Genomic DNA, 17,246 nt, shown 5'->3' with positions numbered 1-17,246 from the left:
TTAAATTCAAATCGTTACAATCCGCCGCGGCGAATTGCTCAAAAACCATTAAGTTTACGATCGCGATCCCACTCTTGCGGAGTATAGGTCTTGATGGAAACCGCATGAATACGGTTATCAGCAATCAGCTCCATCAATGGCGCATAAACTGTCTGTTGCTTCTTCACGCGACTTAACTCGGCGAATAACTCACCCACCGCAATCACCTGAAAATGGCTACCATCGCCTGAGACGTGGACTTCCTGGAGGGGCAGTGCGTTCATCAGCACTGTCTGAATTTCATGATTTTCCATGGGATATAATTCGTCGGTTAAGGAAACAAGCCACACATCTTAGAGGAAAGTGGCGTTGTCTTAAATAAGCAAAAAGCCCCTGATCTCAATCGATCAGGGGCAATGATAGTAACGCTATGAAAACACTAGCCTGCAAATGCGGGAAGGATGTCTTCTGGAAGGTTATAAAGTTTAGTCAGTGTTTGTAGATTATCACTGGCTCCCTGAAGCTCTACTTCAACGTTTTGTCGTCTGGCGAAAGCCACAAGATGAATCAACAACGCTAAACCTGAGGTATCTACACGCGATAAACCAGAAAGGTTAAGCGCCTTGATACCTGCCATGATTTGCTCCCGTTGCCGCCATAAAGGCCCCACGGTGTCGCTATCCAGCTCACCCGTCAGGTGTAAAGTTGCTGCTTCACGCTGCCAGTTAAGCTCGCCTGCCATTACTTTTTCGCTTCCAGTGTAATTGGCATACGGGAAATACTTTGCAGTTGCGCCGTCAAACCATCGATACCTTTGGTACGCAAGATATCACTCCACTCATTTTGCTTAGTGGTGATCATGCTGACACCTTCAGCAATCATGTCGTATGCCTGCCAGCCACCGGTCTGGGTGTTTTTACGCCACTGGAAATCAAGACGTACTGGTGGACGACCGTTTGGATCGACGATGGTGACACGAATCGCAATGATAGTGGCATCACCCAGCGGCTGCTCAGGGGCGATTTGGTAGGATTGCCCGTTATACATGGCAAGAGCCTGGCCGTAGGCTTGCTTCAGGTACTCTTCGAATGCTTTGAAGTAAGCATCACGCTGCGCAGGGGTCGCATCTTTATAATAACGACCCAGAACCAGAGCCCCCGCGTATTTTACCTGCACGTAAGGCAGCAGTTCCTGACCAACGATCTCACGCAAATAATCAGGGTTTTGGCGAATTTTAGGTTGTTCGTTTTTAAGGCGGTCAAAAGTTTTTTGCGCCGCTTCGCCCATTAACTTGTAGGGATTACTTTGATCCGCAGCATTCGCCAGCGGTGCAATAACCAGCATAGCAATCATAATAAGTCTTTTAAACATAACACTTTTCCTCTTAGATTAATGCGTGGTACCAGGCTGTGGCGCTGCACTATTATTCTGTGAATCCTGCGATGAGGAATCCCCTGAATTCTGATTATCACCATTGCCGCTCTTATACAGGAATTGGCCAATCAGGTCTTCCAGCACCAGGGCTGACTTGGTGTCCTGAATCGTCCCGCCCTCTTTAAGGATAGATGAACCGAGTTCTGGATCATCAAAACCGAGGTTCAACGCGAGATATTGCTCGCCCAGCAAGCCAGAAGTACGGATAGCCAGCGAACTGGTATCCGGAATGTGGTTATAGCGTTCTTCGATATCCAGGGTGACTCGTGGTAAGTAAGTTTTCGGATCCAGAGTAATATCGTCAACACGACCAATCACCACGCCACCGAGGCGCAGCGGGGAACCCGTTTTCAAGCTACCGATGTTGTCAAAAGTCGCATAGACCCGGTACGTTGGCTCACTGCGTAGCGAAGTGACGTTTGCCACTTTCAGACACAAGAAGACGATGGCTGCCAGTGCAATAATTAAAAATGCTCCAACCCCAGTTTCAAATTTCTTAGTTTGCATGAACTTAATTCCCAAACATCAGTGCTGTGAGCACAAAATCCAGACCTAAAACGGCCAGTGAAGCGTGCACAACGGTTCGTGTTGTTGCCCGACTAATCCCTGCGGACGTAGGAATAGCATCGTAGCCATTGAATAAAGCAATCCAGGTCACTGTTATCGCAAACACCACACTCTTGATGACACAGTTAACCAAATCAGTCCGCCAGCTGACGGCGTTTTGCATTGCAGACCAGAAGAAGCCCGCATCGATTCCCTTCCAGTTCACACCCACCAGCGCCCCACCCCAAATGCCGACCGCAGCAAAAATAAGCGTCAGCAAGGGTAGTGAAATCACGCCAGCCCAAAAACGCGGTGAAACGACCCGGCGTAGAGGATCAACCGCCATCATTTCCATACTGGAAAGTTGTTCTGTTGCCCTCATTAAGCCGATTTCTGCGGTTAGTGCTGAACCGGCACGCCCGGCGAACAGCAATGCAGCAACGACAGGACCAAGCTCTCGCAGTAATGACAAGGCGACCAACATACCGAGGCTTGATTCCGCGCTGTAGGTCGTCAGCACCAGGTAACCTTGCAGACCAAGCACCATGCCGATAAACAAACCAGAAACAATGATGATAATCAGCGACAACACACCAACGTTATACAGTTGGCGAATAAGCAATGGTGTGTGTTTGCGGAATTCCGGTTTCCCCACCAGCGCATTAAAAAGCATTATCCCAGCCCGGCCAAATGACGCACAGGTTTTCAACCCCCGCCGTCCGAATGATGCCAGTGCATTAAAGAACATGAGCAACTTAACTCCCTGTTTCTGATAATAAGTCATTCCGATAATCCATTGCCGGATAGCGGAACGGTACTGGCCCATCGGCAATACCATCGAGGAACTGGCGCACTCGCGGGTCGCAATTTTCACGCAGGGCAGCAGGCGTGCCTTCAGCCACAATATGTTGATCCGCGGCAATATAGGCGTAATCGGCAATACTCAGTACTTCTGGGACGTCGTGAGAAACCACAATACACGTGACGCCAAGGGCGCTATTCAATTCTGAAATCAGTTTGACTAATACCCCCATAGTAATAGGGTCCTGACCAACAAATGGTTCATCAAACATGATCAGATCGGGTTCGAGCGCGATGGCTCGAGCTAGAGCTGCACGTCGGGCCATACCACCGGAGAGTTCGTTAGGCATCAGTTTAGCGGCACCACGTAACCCCACCGCCTCAAGTTTCATCATCACGGTGCTGTGCAACAACTCTTCCGGCAGGCGGCGATGTTCACGTAGTGGATACGCCACATTTTCAAAGACATTGAGGTCGGTAAATAGCGCGCCAGACTGGAATAGCATACTCATGCGTTTACGAACATTGTATAAACGCGAACGAGACATGGCGGGGACGTTTTCACCGTCAAACAGGATTTCACCGCTGTCGGGTTGAATTTGACCACCGATAAGCCGCAATAGCGTTGTCTTCCCAATCCCTGAAGGCCCCATTATGGCGGTAATTTTACCGCGGGGTACGTTCAGTGAAATATTGTCAAAGATGCGCCGACTGCCGCGAGTAAAACTTACTCCGCGAATTTCGACCAGATTAGTCTGCGTCTGGCTCATCATCTTTCCTTTTATCAAGTTCACGGACGAAGCATTTACTGGAAACTGAGTTCCAATCCAATATCCTTGCAGAATAATACCCGTCCTGATTAGCGAAAACTGGCATTTGTTTTACTTTTCTGCCACATAAAGTCAGAATTAAGAATCATGCCCGGCCCTACAGAACTGTATGCTCTGCCGGTACTTTCACAGCACAAGACCGGCGATTATACCTGAATTAAGGATTCTGCATGCTGTTAGCTACAGCTCTGTTAATTATTGGTTTGCTTTTGGTCGTCTATGGCGCTGACCGATTAGTGTTTGCCGCATCAATACTTTGTCGCAGTTTTGGGGTTCCACCACTGCTAATCGGTTTGACTGTGGTCAGTATTGGCACTTCACTACCAGAGCTCATCGTCGCCAGTTCTGCAGCCCTGCATGGTCAGTTGGATTTAGCGGTAGGGACCGCGTTAGGCTCAAATATCACCAATATTTTGTTAATTCTTGGCTTAGCGGCTCTTTTGCATCCATTTACCGTGAATTCCGATATTCTACGGCGCGAGTTACCCCTAATGTTAGTTGTCAGCGCAATTATTGGCTGGCTGCTTTTTGACAACCAGCTAAGCGTTGTTGATGGTGTTATTTTGATTACGGTATCAGTGGCGTATCTGCTGTTTACGATTAAAATAACGCGCCTTGCCGGAAATGAAGGTGCCGACAAACTGACCCGTGAACAGTTGGCAGAGCTTCCTCGAGAAGGAAACCGCCCCGTCGCATTTTTATGGCTCGCTGTTGCCCTAATTATTATGCCGATGGCCACACGCATGGTTATCGATAACGCCAGTGTGTTGGCGCACTATTTTGGCGTGAGTGAGTTAGTGATTGGCCTGACGATTATTTCGGTTGGCACTAGCCTGCCTGAACTAGCCACCACCATCGCGGGTGCCCGTAAAGGCGAAGATGATATTGCGATTGGTAATATTATTGGCTCAAACATTTTCAATATTGTTCTGGTAATGGGCATTCCTGCGCTAATCGCACCAGGTGAAATCGACCCACTTGTCTTTGCACGTGACTATTGGGTGATGTTGGTCGTCAGTGTCATTTTCGCCGTACTTTGCTGGCGAAAGCCTCGCTCTATCGGCAAGACAGCAGGCGCTCTGTTAACATGTAGTTTCTTCGTATGGATTGTGGTGCTGTGGTTTGTTGCATCACCGGTCGTTGGGTAAAACGGAACGGAAATTATGTCACAGATAGATTTACAACCGGGTTTTGACTTTCAGCAAGCAGGCAAAGAAGTCCTGAAGATCGAACGTGAAGGCCTGGATCAACTTGAGCAATACATCAACACAGACTTCTCGGCAGCCTGTGAAAAAATGTTTTATTGCCAGGGTAAAGTTGTCGTAATGGGCATGGGTAAGTCTGGTCACATCGGTAAAAAGATGGCGGCAACGTTTGCCAGCACCGGCACACCTTCATTTTTCGTCCACCCTGGTGAAGCAAGCCACGGCGATCTCGGAATGGTGAGCCCCCAGGATATTGTTATCGCGATTTCAAACTCCGGCGAATCAAACGAAATTCAGGCATTGATTCCTGTTCTCAAGCGCTTACAAGTGCCGCTCATTTGCATCACCAGCCGCCCGGATAGTTCTATGGGTAAAGCGGCAGATATCCATTTGTGTGTCAAAGTCCCGCAAGAAGCCTGCCCTCTTGGTCTGGCTCCAACCTCCAGCACCACAGCAACACTGGTTATGGGTGACGCCCTTGCCGTTGCGTTGCTTAAAGCTCGCGGCTTTACTGCAGAAGATTTTGCACTTTCTCACCCAGGCGGCGCATTGGGTCGTAAACTGTTACTACGCGTCAGCGATATCATGCACAGCGGTGATGAGATCCCTCATGTCAGTAAAGATGCGTCCTTGCGCGATGCTCTACTGGAAATTACGCGTAAAAATATGGGTATGACCGTAATCTGTGACTCCCTGATGAAAATCGAAGGGATCTTCACCGATGGCGATTTACGACGCGTCTTTGATATGGGCGTTGACCTCCACTCTCTGAATATCGCAGATGTCATGACTGTCGGTGGAATTAGGGTCCGTCCATCACTACTGGCTGTGGATGCGCTCAATTTGATGCAATCTCGCCACATTACCTCGGTATTGGTTGCAGATGGCGACCAACTTCTCGGTGTGGTACATATGCATGACATGCTACGCGCTGGCGTGGTTTAACAAAGGATTAGCCTTAATGAGTAACCATGAAGCGTCACTTGCCACCTGTTATGGCCCGGTAAGCACGCGCGTGATGGAGCGGGCAGAAAACGTGCGCCTGCTTATTTTAGATGTTGACGGTGTCATGTCTGATGGCCTGATTTACATGGGTAATAGCGGCGAAGAGCTGAAAGCATTCAACGTGCGTGACGGTTACGGAATTCGCTGCGTGCTGACTTCCGACATCGAAGTCGCGATTATTACCGGCCGCAAAGCAAAGCTACTTGAAGACCGATGCGCAACACTCGGGATTACCCATCTCTATCAAGGGCAATCTGACAAGCTTTTGGCTTTTCACGATCTATTAGATAAGCTCGCCATCCCCGCGGAACATGTTGCTTACGTTGGTGATGATTTAATCGACTGGCCAGTGATGGCAAAAGTGGGTTTGAGTGTGGCGGTTTCCGACGCTCATCCTTTACTGATTCCTCGTGCCGACTACGTTACACGTATTGCTGGCGGACGTGGGGCGGTTCGCGAAGTCTGTGATCTTCTGTTACTGGCACAAGGAAAGCTTGATGAGGCCAAAGGGCTATCTATATGAGTAAGACCAGACGTTGGGTTATCATCCTGCTTTCATTGCTGGCATTAGTGTTGATTGGCTTAAATCTGGTCGATAAAGACCCCGTTGCTACACCGACGGTAAACAGCAACGAGCCAACCTATCAAAGTGAACATTCCACGACACTCGCCTACAGTCCTGAAGGGGCTCTGAATTATCGGCTGGTTTCGGAACACGTTGAATATTTTTCTGAGACTGCTATTTCGTGGTTTACCAACCCGGTGATGACGCAGTATGACGAAAACAAAGTGGCAACCTGGTCTTTACGAGCGGATCGCGCCAAACTTACTAACGATCGGATGCTGTATTTGTATGGGAATGTGGTGCTGACGGCTCTGACGCCGGATTCTCAGCTACGCAAAATTACCACGGACAATGCGCAGGTTAATTTAGTCACTCAGGATGTTGCCTCTGATGACCAGGTAACCTTGTATGGAACCAGCTTTAACTCCACCGGCCTCAAAATGCGTGGAAATTTACGCAGCAAAAATGCCGAGCTGATTGAAAAGGTTAGAACATCCTATGAAATCCAAAATAAACAAACTCAGCCGTAATTTAGTACTAACCAGTACGCTTTTAGCCGCTAGTTTTTCGGCATTTGCGTTGACCGGTGATACCGATCAGCCGATTCACATTGAATCTGACCAACAGTCGCTGGATATGCAGGGCAACGTCGTCACCTTCACTGGCAATGTGATCGTGACACAAGGCAGTATCAAAATTAACGCCGACAAAGTGGTTGTGACTCGTCCTGGCGGCGAAGAAGGCAAAGAAGTCATTGATGGTTATGGTAATCCAGCCACGTTCTATCAGATGCAAGATAGCGGTAAACCCGTTAGCGGCCACTCAGCGACCATGCACTATGAGTTGCAAAACGACTTTGTAGTTCTGACCGGTAATGCTTATCTCGAGCAGGTCGACAGCAATATCAAAGGCGACAAAATTACTTATCTGGTGAAAGAACAGAAGATGCAGGCCTTTAGCGAAAAAGGTAAACGTGTCACCACCGTTCTGGTCCCTTCTCAACTGCAGAAAAAAGACGGCCAGGCTCCGGCACCAGCCCCTGCGCAGAAAAAGAGTAACTAATTCGTTATGGCTACTTTAATTGCAAAAAATCTCGCCAAAGCCTACAAAGGCCGCCGCGTCGTTGAAGATGTCAGCCTGGCTGTTAAGTCGGGTGAAATTGTCGGGTTACTTGGCCCAAACGGTGCCGGGAAAACCACCACCTTTTACATGGTGGTTGGCATTGTGCCGCGTGACGCCGGCAACATTATTATTGATGATGAAGACATCAGCCTTCTGCCACTTCATGCTCGTGCTCGTCGAGGTATCGGCTACTTACCGCAAGAAGCGTCTATTTTCCGCCGTTTAAGTGTGTTCGATAACTTAATGGCTGTGCTGCAAATCCGTGACGATCTTTCTGTTGAGCAGCGTGATGACCGCGCTAATGAGCTGATGGAAGAATTCCACATCGAACATTTGCGTAATAACCTCGGGCAGTCATTGTCTGGTGGCGAGCGTCGTCGTGTCGAAATTGCCCGAGCATTAGCCGCAAATCCAAAATTTATTCTTCTGGATGAACCTTTTGCTGGTGTTGACCCAATCTCCGTCATCGACATCAAGCGAATCATTGAGCATCTGCGCGACAGTGGGCTCGGGGTGTTGATTACTGACCATAACGTACGCGAAACGCTGGCTGTTTGTGAACGTGCCTACATCGTAAGCCAGGGCCATTTAATCGCCCATGGCACTCCAGCCGAAATCCTGGAAGACGAGCATGTTAAGCGCGTGTATCTGGGCGAAGAGTTCAGACTCTGATAGGGTAGTAAAAATTATAATATTTATACTCAAAATAATTCGAGTTGCAGGTAGGCGACAAGGGAGTTCATCCCAGGAGCTTACTTGAGTAAGTGACTGGGGTGAAGGAGTGCAGTCAACACCCCTGCAGCTCGAAGTATGACGAGTATAACCTGAGGAAGCTCGCTCTGAATATGAAGCAAGGTTTGCAATTACGGCTTAGCCAACAACTTGCTATGACTCCCCAGTTACAGCAGGCAATTCGTCTGTTGCAACTTTCGACGTTAGAGCTACAGCAAGAACTTCAGCAAGCACTGGAAAGTAACCCACTGCTTGAGCAAACCGATCTGCATGAAGAAGTTGAAACTCAGGAAGTACGTGAAAACGAAGCGTTAGATACCCGTGAGGCGCTTGAGCAAAAAGAAATGCCTGACGAGTTACCGCTGGATACCAGTTGGGACGAAATCTACACCGCAGGCACTCCATCAGGAACCGGAAGCGATTATATCGACGACGAATTGCCGGTTTATCAGGGGGAAACGACCCAGTCTCTTCAGGATTATCTGATGTGGCAGGTTGATCTCACCCCGTTTTCAGATACTGACACAGCAATTGCGACCTCTATTGTCGATGCCGTTGACGAAATGGGTTATCTCACAGTTTCTCTGGAAGAAATTCTGGAAAGCATGGGTGATGACGAAATCACCCTCGACGAAGTGGAAGCCGTACTCAAACGCGTTCAACGCTTCGATCCTGTGGGTGTTGCCGCACGTGATCTACGCGATTGCCTGCTCATACAGCTTTCACAGTTCGCTCGCGAAACGCCATGGTTAACCGAAGCCAGCTTGATTGTCAGCGATCACCTGGATCTGCTCGCTAACCATGACTTCCGCAGCCTGATGCGCGTCACCCGTCTGAAAGAAGAGGTGCTGAAAGAGGCAATGTGCCTGATTCAGTCTCTTGACCCACGCCCAGGGCAATCCATTCAGACCGGTGAACCGGAATATGTCATACCGGATGTTCTGGTGAAAAAAACGCAAGGTCACTGGACTGTAGAACTCAATGCCGACAGCCTCCCTCGCCTGAAAATAAACCAGCAGTACGCTGCAATGGGCACCAGTGCCCGCAATGACAGCGACTCGCAATTTATTCGCAGTAATCTGCAAGAAGCAAAGTGGCTGATTAAGAGCCTGGAAAGCCGGAACGACACGCTGCTGCGCGTCAGTCGCTGTATCGTTGAACAGCAACAAGGCTTTTTTGAACACGGCGAAGAGCACATGAAACCGATGGTGCTTGCTGATATCGCTCAGGTCGTAGAAATGCATGAATCGACCATTTCCCGAGTGACCACGCAAAAATATTTACATAGCCCACGCGGCATTTTTGAATTGAAGTATTTCTTCTCAAGCCACGTTAATACCGAAGGTGGAGGTGAAGCCTCCTCGACGGCAATTCGTGCATTGGTGAAGAAATTAATTGCTGCGGAAAACCCTGCGAAACCACTGAGTGATAGCAAGTTAACGACTATGCTATCGGATCAGGGGATCATGGTGGCACGCCGCACTGTTGCGAAGTACCGAGAGTCTTTATCCATACCACCGTCAAATCAGCGTAAACAGTTGGTTTGACTTAACCGATAAGGAAGACACTATGCAGCTCAACATTACAGGACATAACGTCGAAATCACTGACGCACTGCGCGAATTTGTGAGTACGAAGTTTGCCAAACTGGAGCAGTACTTCGATAGAATTAACCAAGTCTATATTGTGTTAAAAGTGGAAAAAGTCACGCATATTGCCGATTCAACGCTTCATGTAAATGGTGGTGAAATTCATGCCAGCGCGGAAGGGCAGGATATGTATGCGGCGATTGACGGTCTGATTGATAAACTGGCTCGCCAGTTAACCAAACATAAAGATAAACTAAAACAACACTGATAATCCGGGCAACTGTTTAAGCAGTTACCCAAAATAATTCGAGTTGCAGAAAGGCGGCTACACAGTGAATCCCCATGAGCTTACTCTGGTAAGTGACTGGGGTGAGCGAGGAAGCCAACGCATATGCAACTTGAAGTATGAAGGGTAAAGACGGCTCGTTGCGTGGAGTAGCGGGCCGTTAGCATAACAGGGTGCTTAGGTGAACTTATGATGAACAACGATTCTGCTCTACAACTTAGTCAAGTCCTGAACAAGGAATGTACCCGTACCAACGTACATTGCCAGAGTAAAAAGCGTGCACTGGAAATCATCAGTGAACTGGCAGCAAAACAGCTCGGCCTGCCACCACAAGTGGTATTTGAGGCTGTATTGACGCGCGAACGCATGGGCAGTACCGGTATCGGAAATGGCATCGCCATTCCCCATGGGAAACTGGAAGAAGATACGACTCGTGCCGTTGGGGTGTTTATTAAACTGGAAACCCCTATCGCTTTTGACGCCATCGATAACCAACCGGTTGACCTGATGTTTGCGCTGCTTGTTCCTGCGGATCAAACAAAAACGCACTTACATACTTTGTCTCTGGTAGCAAAACGTCTGGCTGACAAAACGATTTGCCGCCGCCTGCGTTCTGCACAGAGCGATGAAGAGCTTTATCAGATCATTACCGAAACAGAACAAGGTAGTGAAAGTGAATAATCTGGCTGCGGTCACGGGTATGCCGCAGCAAGAAAAGTTGGGGGAGTGAAAACATGGTGCTGATGATTGTCAGCGGCCGCTCTGGTTCAGGGAAGTCTGTAGCCTTGCGTGCACTAGAAGATATGGGATTCTACTGTGTAGATAACCTACCAGTGGTGCTATTACCTGATCTTGCTAAAACCCTCGCAGAACGCCAAATTTCTGCGGCAGTCAGCATCGACGTGCGTAACATGCCGGAAAATCCGGAGATCTTTGAACAGGCAATGACCAATCTGCCTGACTCATTCTCACCACAATTGTTGTTCCTTGATGCCGATCGCAACACGCTGATTCGTCGTTATAGTGACACGCGCCGCTTGCACCCGCTTTCCAGTAAAAATCTCTCGCTGGAAAGTGCGATAGATGAAGAAAGTGACTTGCTGGAGCCATTGAAATCCAGAGCCGATCTGATCATCGACACCTCTGAGATGTCGGTGCATGAGCTCGCGGAAATGCTGCGTACCCGTTTGCTTGGTAAACGTGAACGTGAGCTGACAATGGTGTTCGAGTCCTTTGGCTTTAAACATGGTATTCCGATTGATGCGGATTACGTGTTCGATGTGCGCTTCCTGCCAAACCCGCACTGGGACCCGAAGCTGCGCCCGATGACCGGTCTGGACAGACCTGTTGCTGCGTTCCTCGACCGTCATACCGAAGTCCACAATTTTATCTACCAGACGCGTAGCTATCTTGAGCTATGGTTACCTATGCTGGAAACCAATAACCGCAGCTATCTAACTGTGGCGATTGGCTGTACCGGCGGTAAACACCGTTCAGTTTATATCGCTGAACAGTTGGCAGATTATTTCCGTTCACGCGGCAAGAACGTGCAATCCCGTCACCGCACGCTGGAAAAACGTAAAACATGACCGTAAAACAGACCGTTGAGATAACCAACAAACTGGGCATGCACGCACGCCCAGCGATGAAGCTGTTCGAACTGGTACAAAGCTTTGACGCCGAAGTGATGCTGCGCAACGAGGCTGGCACGGAAGCTGAAGCCAATAGCGTCATTGCATTGCTGATGCTGGATTCTGCTAAAGGGGGTCACATTGAAATTGAAGTCACTGGCCCCGAAGAAGAACAGGCATTGAACGCCGTTATCGCGCTATTCAATGCCGGTTTTGACGAAGACTAATTAACTCACTTCAACTCATGCTGCGCCATAAACGATTCGCCACCTAGCTGGCGCATCTGGCGCAAAATCCATTGCTGACGCTGGTGTACATAACCGGAAGGAGCATTCGCTTTAAAGCGAATGGGATTAGGGAGAACGGCTGCGAGAAGTGCTGCTTCTGATGCCGTAAGGCGGCTGGCAGGTTTATGGAAATAGCGCTGCGAGGCGGCTTCCACACCAAAAACCCCATCACCAAACTCCGCGATATTCAGGTAAACCGCCAGGATGCGGCGTTTAGTCCAGACCACTTCCATGCCAAGGGTCAATCCCGCTTCCAGGCCTTTGCGCAGATAACTACGACCATCCCACAGGAATAGGTTTTTCGCCGTTTGCTGAGAGAGTGTGGATGCACCACGAACGCGATTTTCATTTCGCTCATTATGTGCAATAGCTTTCTCAATTGCCGTTACATCAAACCCCCAGTGATCAGGGAATTTCTGGTCTTCTGCCGCAATCACCGCCAGCCCCATCCACGGCGAGATCTCGTCCATGCTCACCCAATCCGAGTGCGCAACATAACTAAAATCACCGCTGAACCAGGCACTAAACTGCCGCTCGACCATCACTGCTGAAAACGGCACCGGCATAAAACTAAACAGGATTATCCCGGCCAGCCAAATTCCCGCCAGTGCCAGTAGACCACGCAACAGCCAGCGCTTGAAAAAGCTCAAGAGCGCGATACGCCCTTTCTTCATGCAGTCATATCCACGACACGGGCCACCAGCTTTTCGATACCCATTGCGGCTTCATCGATACGGGTCGCCAGCATATAAGCAGGCGTGGTCACCACTTTGTGTTCTTCATCAACCACAATATCGTCAACCGGGCACGGAACATGTTCGGCCCCCATTTCTTCAACGACTTCTGCCGTGTCGATATCTGTACCGATAGTCAAACGCACCGGCACATCAAGAATTTTTGGTAACATCACTGGGGCAATACAAATAAAGCCGAGTGGTTTACCCTGGGCATGGCAATCACGAGCCAGACGGCGTAGATCGCTATCAATCTGGCAGTCGCTCCCATGGCTTGCAAAATTACATAAGTTTTTCGCCGCGCCAAAACCGCCTGGCACAATAAGCGCATCCAGTTGACTGGCATCGGCCTGCGCTAATGGCGCTACCGCACCACGAGTAATTCGCGCCGCTTCAGCCAGCACATTACGATGCTCAATAGACTTATTATTAGTCAGGTGATTAATAACATCTGCTTGAGGTTTATCGGGTGCAAAACATACCGCTTCAGCACCTGACCGAGCGATAGCCAGCAGGGTAATCACAGCTTCCTGAATCTCACTTCCGTCGTAGACCCCACACCCACTGAGCACCACACCAATCTTCTTCATTCAGCCATTCCTTTTCATCATGCAAATTTCATCATCAGTTATGATGATTTGATCGCTATGCTTCACACATTTTACTGTTTCATGTAACAAACTATTTAAGATTTGCTATCTTAATGCCTGAGCAGCACACAAGATTATCGGCTGCGCCATTTGGATAAAGACTTATAACTCAACGGCGCAACCTGACTTTTCCCTGGTGTTGGCGCAGAATTCGCGCACCCCGGTTTATCCGGGGTCATTTTTTGGGAGCGTTTGCCACCCAGGCTTTCAGAACATCAACATCGTGTTGCCATTCTTGTTTCAACTCTTCAATCCACTCACCGACGTTTTCTGACCATGCAGGTAAGTCCGGCGATTGAATTTGCTGAGCAACTTGCTGCAAGTGACGTAGCCCAACAGACCCCGCGGCTCCTTTAATCTTATGACCTTCTTCCACGACCCCTTTCTGGTCGCGAGCAGTCATATTGGAGTCCAGTACACTCAGATAGCCCGGCATCATTTTTTCAAACATCGCCAGCCCATCAGTAATCAGTTTTGGTCCGACGAGGTCCATATACTGCTCAAGCATTGGAATATCGAGCAATGCTTGCTGCTTTTCACTATTAACTTGAGGCACTTGAGACTCCTTCTTAGACTCTGACTGTTGGTTGTCCCAGAATTTTTGGATCATCGCCATTAACGCCGGAACAGAGAGGGGTTTGCTCAGCACATCATCCATGCCAGCATCCAGGTACTCTTTTTTATCTTTCAATACGTTAGCAGTCAATGCCACCAGCGGTGGTAAATCTTCACGCGCATAATGCGTGGTCAGTTGCCGGGAAATATCCAGCCCCGTCATATCAGGTAACTGGATGTCCAACAGCACCAGGTCATATTCCCCTGGGGTGAATTTTTCTAGCGCTTCTTTACCGGTCATCGCGACATCGACGCTATTGCCGAGCTTCTCAAGCACGGAACGCGCAACAATCACGTTGAGTTCAATATCTTCAACCAATAAGACGTGCAATGCCGGCAGCGGCATTTCATCGTCTTCAAGGGTATCTTCAACTTCATCCGCAACACGCGGTGCCTGCACGGTCAGGGTAAACAACGAACCTTCACCGGGCTTGCTGCTAACGGTAATATCACCACCCATACTCTTCGCCAGACGGCGCGATACCGCCAAGCCAATTCCCGTACCGGTAGCCGGTTTACCGCCATGACTGTCTTTCACCTGATAATACATGGCGAAGATTTTGTCCTGTTCGTCTTGAGGAATGCCAATGCCGGAATCCTGAACTTCGAAGCGCAGCGTGTTTTCTTCTTCATAACACACGCGCACAGCAACCAGTCCTCCTTTTGGCGTGAACTTAACGGCGTTACTGATCAGATTCCAAAGGATTTGGCGCAGACGTGTTCCATCGGTCACCACTTTATGCGGCAGTGGTAACGTAGAGTTCATTTCCAGCTTCAGTCCTTTTTGCTGTGCTTGCAAACCGGAAAGATTCTCTAAATCAGCAAGGAAACCAGTGAAATCAATCGGCTGGTTATCAAGCTGGACTTTGCGACGTTCAAGCTTATCCATATCAATGATATCGTTGAAAATATTACCGAGTGTTATTGCCGATACATGAATGGTTTTGAGGTAATTGGTTTGTTCAGGATTCAGATCGGTATCGAGCAAGATACGGCTCAAACCGACGATCCCATTTAGCGGTGTACGCAGTTCATGGCTGATGGTTGAAATGAAGGTGGTTTTATCGCGACTGGCGCGTTCAAGTGCATCCTGGTAACGCTTGCGCTCGGTAATATCGCGGCCAAAGCCCATCAAACCGTGACGCTTACCCACGCGGTCGTAATACGGCACTTTGCGAATTTCAAAGCAGGCTTTGCGCCCATCGGGGTAATCCAGCCACTGTTCATAGGTGAGCGAAACGTTATGGCGGAACACTTTTTCATCCGTTTCGATAACCTTTTGGGCTGCTTCTGGCGAGTAGACCTCTTCTGGCTTCAGTCTGATCAGTTGCTTCTCACTTTTGCCCGTCAACAACTCCATGGCACGGTTACAGCCTGAAAATTCTTTATCTTCATTACGATAGAAAACCAGATCCGGGGAAGCATCGAGGAATGAGCGTAAAAACGACGATTGCTGCTCAAGCTGAATTTGCGTCTCTTCACGCTCCTGCATCTCAACTTTGAGTTGCTCAAGCATAGTTTGACGCTCATCTTCTGCTTTCACGCGAACGGCAATTTCCTGATTTAATTGCGCAATATTGTCTTTAAGCTGCACATTAAGTTTCAGGTCTCTTTCGCGCATCTCTTCAAGTTTCTGCACCAGTTTTGACAGCCTTTGGCGAGACTCTTCGAGTTGTTCAACCACCACAGAAAGGAAATAGACAGCCCAGGGAGTAATTAGCAGACCAAAAAAGATAGAGCGGACGACATCAATGCTTTCAACCTGGCCACGTAACAACATCGTCACGGCCATTTGCACCACAATAGCCAACACCACCAGGGCGGAAGCCAACAATAATGAGAAGCGCATTAATCCGAGCTTCACCATCAAATCAACGTAATATTGTGCCAGTAACCGGATTTGCTTCATGGAACGTTTCCCTCGCCTTCAATCAGCTAAATATACCGCACGCTTAGGGATTACGACAGAATTGCTGGGGTCCATGGCGAACCCAATGCCGAGCCTTGTGTTCCATGCTCCGTCAAATACTTATCGATTGCCCCCATTCCGGTCCATCGGTTCTCACACCACAGCGGTGCCAGCAGGGTCGGACGGCGGGCATTGGCAGATATGCGATGATAAACAATATCGATCGGCGTATGGCGGATCATCTCACCTGCGGTAGTCGCATACTCTTCCAGTTCGATGCCTTGCAGTCGTCCTGCCTGCCAACTTTTCGCCATCGTGCTACCGCTGACAATATGGAGTGGATGCAGTTTGATGCCATCCACGCCCGTCTCAACGACTTGCTTCAGCGTTTGCAGGCAATGTTCCTGACCTTCTCCAGGCAGGCCAACAATCAAGTGGCTGCAAACTTTCAAGCCGCGCGCACGGGCACGACGTGTCGTTTCCTGATAACAGGCAAAATCATGCCCACGATTTATTCGATGTAGCGTTTTGTCATGCGCCGTCTGCAAGCCAAGTTCTAACCAGACCTCATAACCTTTGTCATGATATTCACTTAACAAATCGAGCACGCTATCCGGCACACAATCCGGGCGCGTACCAACACATAAGCCGACAATACTGGCCTGGCTAACGGCTTGTTGGTACATCGAGCGAAGCACCTGCACTTCTGCCCACGTACTGGTGTAAGCCTGAAAATAAGCGAGATAGTGTTTTGCCCGGTTTACCAGCTGTGACTGGCGTTCGAGCTGCTCAGCGATAGAATGGTTTTGTTGGGTTTCGTCGGCGAAAGAAGCGACATTGCAGAAAGTACAGCCGCCGCGTCCAATAGTACCGTCGCGGTTTGGGCAACTAAAACCGCCATGCAGCGTGAGTTTATGGACTTTGTGACCATAACGACGCTGAAGATCCCCACCAAACATATTGACTAATTTCTGTAACTGCATAATCTGATGGGCCGCCCTGTAAAAGGGAGGTAGCCTGCCATTTTCTGCCCATTTTAGCGATGACCTGGATCAATCGCTCTGGCGCAGCTTTATCTATTGCATATAAATGCAAAATAAGTGCAATTCTAATCACAAGCAAGATGATTACTTTTCCTTATATTGACCCTCTATTTTTAAAGAATATGTGGCCTTGTGAAAAACAGTGTCATACAACACGCCACACCGCGTTGATAGCATAAGATCCTGCCAATACCATCATCTCCAGCACGCTCTGGAATTTTTCAGCCTCCAGGATAGTGAGAGAGATCACAATACCCAGGTGATTTTCTTGCCGCTTAAATCC

21 protein-coding genes are annotated in these 17,246 nt (G+C 49.0%); 11 read left to right on the top strand and 10 right to left on the bottom strand.

The features are described from left to right. Positions 1-38: 38 nt before the first annotated feature. The 6 genes from ibaG to mlaF form a co-directional block, all read right to left on the bottom strand. Positions 39-293 (bottom strand): BolA family iron metabolism protein IbaG, encoded by a 255-nt coding sequence (ibaG, locus tag MNO13_RS02425; RefSeq protein ID WP_034459734.1) that lies wholly within the window; start codon positions 291-293, stop codon positions 39-41. Positions 294-418: 125 nt separating this feature from the next. Next, complete coding sequence (gene mlaB / locus MNO13_RS02420) at positions 419-721, bottom strand: lipid asymmetry maintenance protein MlaB (protein ID WP_064543128.1); 303 nt, start codon at positions 719-721, stop codon at positions 419-421. Next, complete coding sequence (mlaC, locus tag MNO13_RS02415) at positions 721-1,350, bottom strand: phospholipid-binding protein MlaC (protein ID WP_064543126.1); 630 nt, start codon at positions 1,348-1,350, stop codon at positions 721-723. Before mlaC ends, mlaB begins: the two co-directional genes overlap by 1 nt. A gap of 18 nt (positions 1,351-1,368) precedes the next feature. After that, entirely contained in the window at positions 1,369-1,920 is a 552-nt protein-coding gene (gene mlaD, locus MNO13_RS02410) for an outer membrane lipid asymmetry maintenance protein MlaD (RefSeq protein WP_064543124.1), read from the bottom strand. A 4-nt stretch (positions 1,921-1,924) separates the two neighbouring features. After that, complete coding sequence (gene mlaE, locus MNO13_RS02405) at positions 1,925-2,707, bottom strand: lipid asymmetry maintenance ABC transporter permease subunit MlaE (RefSeq protein WP_064543170.1); 783 nt, start codon at positions 2,705-2,707, stop codon at positions 1,925-1,927. 7 nt (positions 2,708-2,714) lie between these two features. Continuing rightward, complete coding sequence (gene mlaF, locus MNO13_RS02400) at positions 2,715-3,530, bottom strand: phospholipid ABC transporter ATP-binding protein MlaF (protein ID WP_064543121.1); 816 nt, start codon at positions 3,528-3,530, stop codon at positions 2,715-2,717. Positions 3,531-3,760: 230 nt separating this feature from the next. Here mlaF and MNO13_RS02395 point away from each other — a divergent pair, with 230 nt between their 5' ends. From MNO13_RS02395 to npr, 11 genes are all read left to right on the top strand, one after another. Beyond that, complete coding sequence (locus MNO13_RS02395) at positions 3,761-4,738, top strand: calcium/sodium antiporter (RefSeq protein WP_064543119.1); 978 nt, start codon at positions 3,761-3,763, stop codon at positions 4,736-4,738. Positions 4,739-4,753: 15 nt separating this feature from the next. After that, entirely contained in the window at positions 4,754-5,740 is a 987-nt protein-coding gene (gene kdsD, locus MNO13_RS02390) for an arabinose-5-phosphate isomerase KdsD (RefSeq protein WP_064543117.1), read from the top strand. 16 nt (positions 5,741-5,756) lie between these two features. Beyond that, positions 5,757-6,323 (top strand): 3-deoxy-manno-octulosonate-8-phosphatase KdsC, encoded by a 567-nt coding sequence (kdsC, locus tag MNO13_RS02385; protein ID WP_064543115.1) that lies wholly within the window; start codon positions 5,757-5,759, stop codon positions 6,321-6,323. After that, positions 6,320-6,895: an LPS export ABC transporter periplasmic protein LptC gene (lptC, locus tag MNO13_RS02380; RefSeq protein WP_064543113.1), complete on the top strand. Its 576-nt coding sequence runs from the start codon at positions 6,320-6,322 to the stop codon at positions 6,893-6,895. The genes kdsC and lptC overlap by 4 nt, the downstream gene beginning before the upstream one ends. Further along, positions 6,864-7,427, top strand: a complete 564-nt coding sequence (gene lptA, locus MNO13_RS02375) for a lipopolysaccharide ABC transporter substrate-binding protein LptA (protein ID WP_064543111.1) — start codon at positions 6,864-6,866, stop codon at positions 7,425-7,427. Before lptC ends, lptA begins: the two co-directional genes overlap by 32 nt. Positions 7,428-7,433: 6 nt before the next feature. Continuing rightward, entirely contained in the window at positions 7,434-8,159 is a 726-nt protein-coding gene (lptB, locus tag MNO13_RS02370; RefSeq protein WP_064543110.1) for an LPS export ABC transporter ATP-binding protein, read from the top strand. A 173-nt stretch (positions 8,160-8,332) separates the two neighbouring features. Next, a complete protein-coding gene (gene rpoN / locus MNO13_RS02365) occupies positions 8,333-9,766 on the top strand; it encodes an RNA polymerase factor sigma-54 (protein ID WP_064543108.1) in 1,434 nt (477 codons plus the stop codon). Positions 9,767-9,788: 22 nt separating this feature from the next. Beyond that, positions 9,789-10,076, top strand: coding sequence for a ribosome hibernation promoting factor (gene hpf / locus MNO13_RS02360; RefSeq protein WP_064543106.1), 288 nt, complete (start codon positions 9,789-9,791; stop codon positions 10,074-10,076). Positions 10,077-10,283: 207 nt separating this feature from the next. Then, positions 10,284-10,775 carry a PTS IIA-like nitrogen regulatory protein PtsN gene (gene ptsN / locus MNO13_RS02355; RefSeq protein ID WP_064543104.1) on the top strand — a complete coding sequence of 164 codons (492 nt, stop codon included), beginning with the start codon at positions 10,284-10,286 and terminating at the stop codon, positions 10,773-10,775. 53 nt (positions 10,776-10,828) lie between these two features. Beyond that, entirely contained in the window at positions 10,829-11,683 is an 855-nt protein-coding gene (rapZ, locus tag MNO13_RS02350) for an RNase adapter RapZ (protein ID WP_120064597.1), read from the top strand. Next, positions 11,680-11,952, top strand: coding sequence for a PTS phosphocarrier protein NPr (gene npr / locus MNO13_RS02345; RefSeq protein ID WP_064543100.1), 273 nt, complete (start codon positions 11,680-11,682; stop codon positions 11,950-11,952). The genes rapZ and npr overlap by 4 nt, the downstream gene beginning before the upstream one ends. A gap of 5 nt (positions 11,953-11,957) precedes the next feature. Here the strand turns inward: npr and mtgA are convergent, their stop codons facing one another. The 4 genes from mtgA to mnmL form a co-directional block, all read right to left on the bottom strand. Next, a complete protein-coding gene (gene mtgA / locus MNO13_RS02340) occupies positions 11,958-12,686 on the bottom strand; it encodes a monofunctional biosynthetic peptidoglycan transglycosylase (protein ID WP_121814814.1) in 729 nt (242 codons plus the stop codon). Continuing rightward, positions 12,683-13,336: an isoprenoid biosynthesis glyoxalase ElbB gene (gene elbB / locus MNO13_RS02335; RefSeq protein ID WP_064543096.1), complete on the bottom strand. Its 654-nt coding sequence runs from the start codon at positions 13,334-13,336 to the stop codon at positions 12,683-12,685. The genes mtgA and elbB overlap by 4 nt, the downstream gene beginning before the upstream one ends. Before the next feature lie 235 nt (positions 13,337-13,571). Next, entirely contained in the window at positions 13,572-15,920 is a 2,349-nt protein-coding gene (arcB, locus tag MNO13_RS02330; protein ID WP_241939488.1) for an aerobic respiration two-component sensor histidine kinase ArcB, read from the bottom strand. 50 nt (positions 15,921-15,970) lie between these two features. Further along, positions 15,971-16,903 carry a tRNA modification radical SAM protein MnmL/YtqA gene (mnmL, locus tag MNO13_RS02325; protein ID WP_237929908.1) on the bottom strand — a complete coding sequence of 311 codons (933 nt, stop codon included), beginning with the start codon at positions 16,901-16,903 and terminating at the stop codon, positions 15,971-15,973. Positions 16,904-17,246: the final 343 nt, after the last annotated feature.

Origin of the sequence: Buttiauxella ferragutiae (assembly GCF_022637515.1) — a bacterium.
Taxonomy (GTDB): Bacteria; Pseudomonadota; Gammaproteobacteria; order Enterobacterales; family Enterobacteriaceae; genus Buttiauxella; species Buttiauxella ferragutiae.
This window is presented reverse-complemented; position numbering and strand designations above follow the sequence as displayed.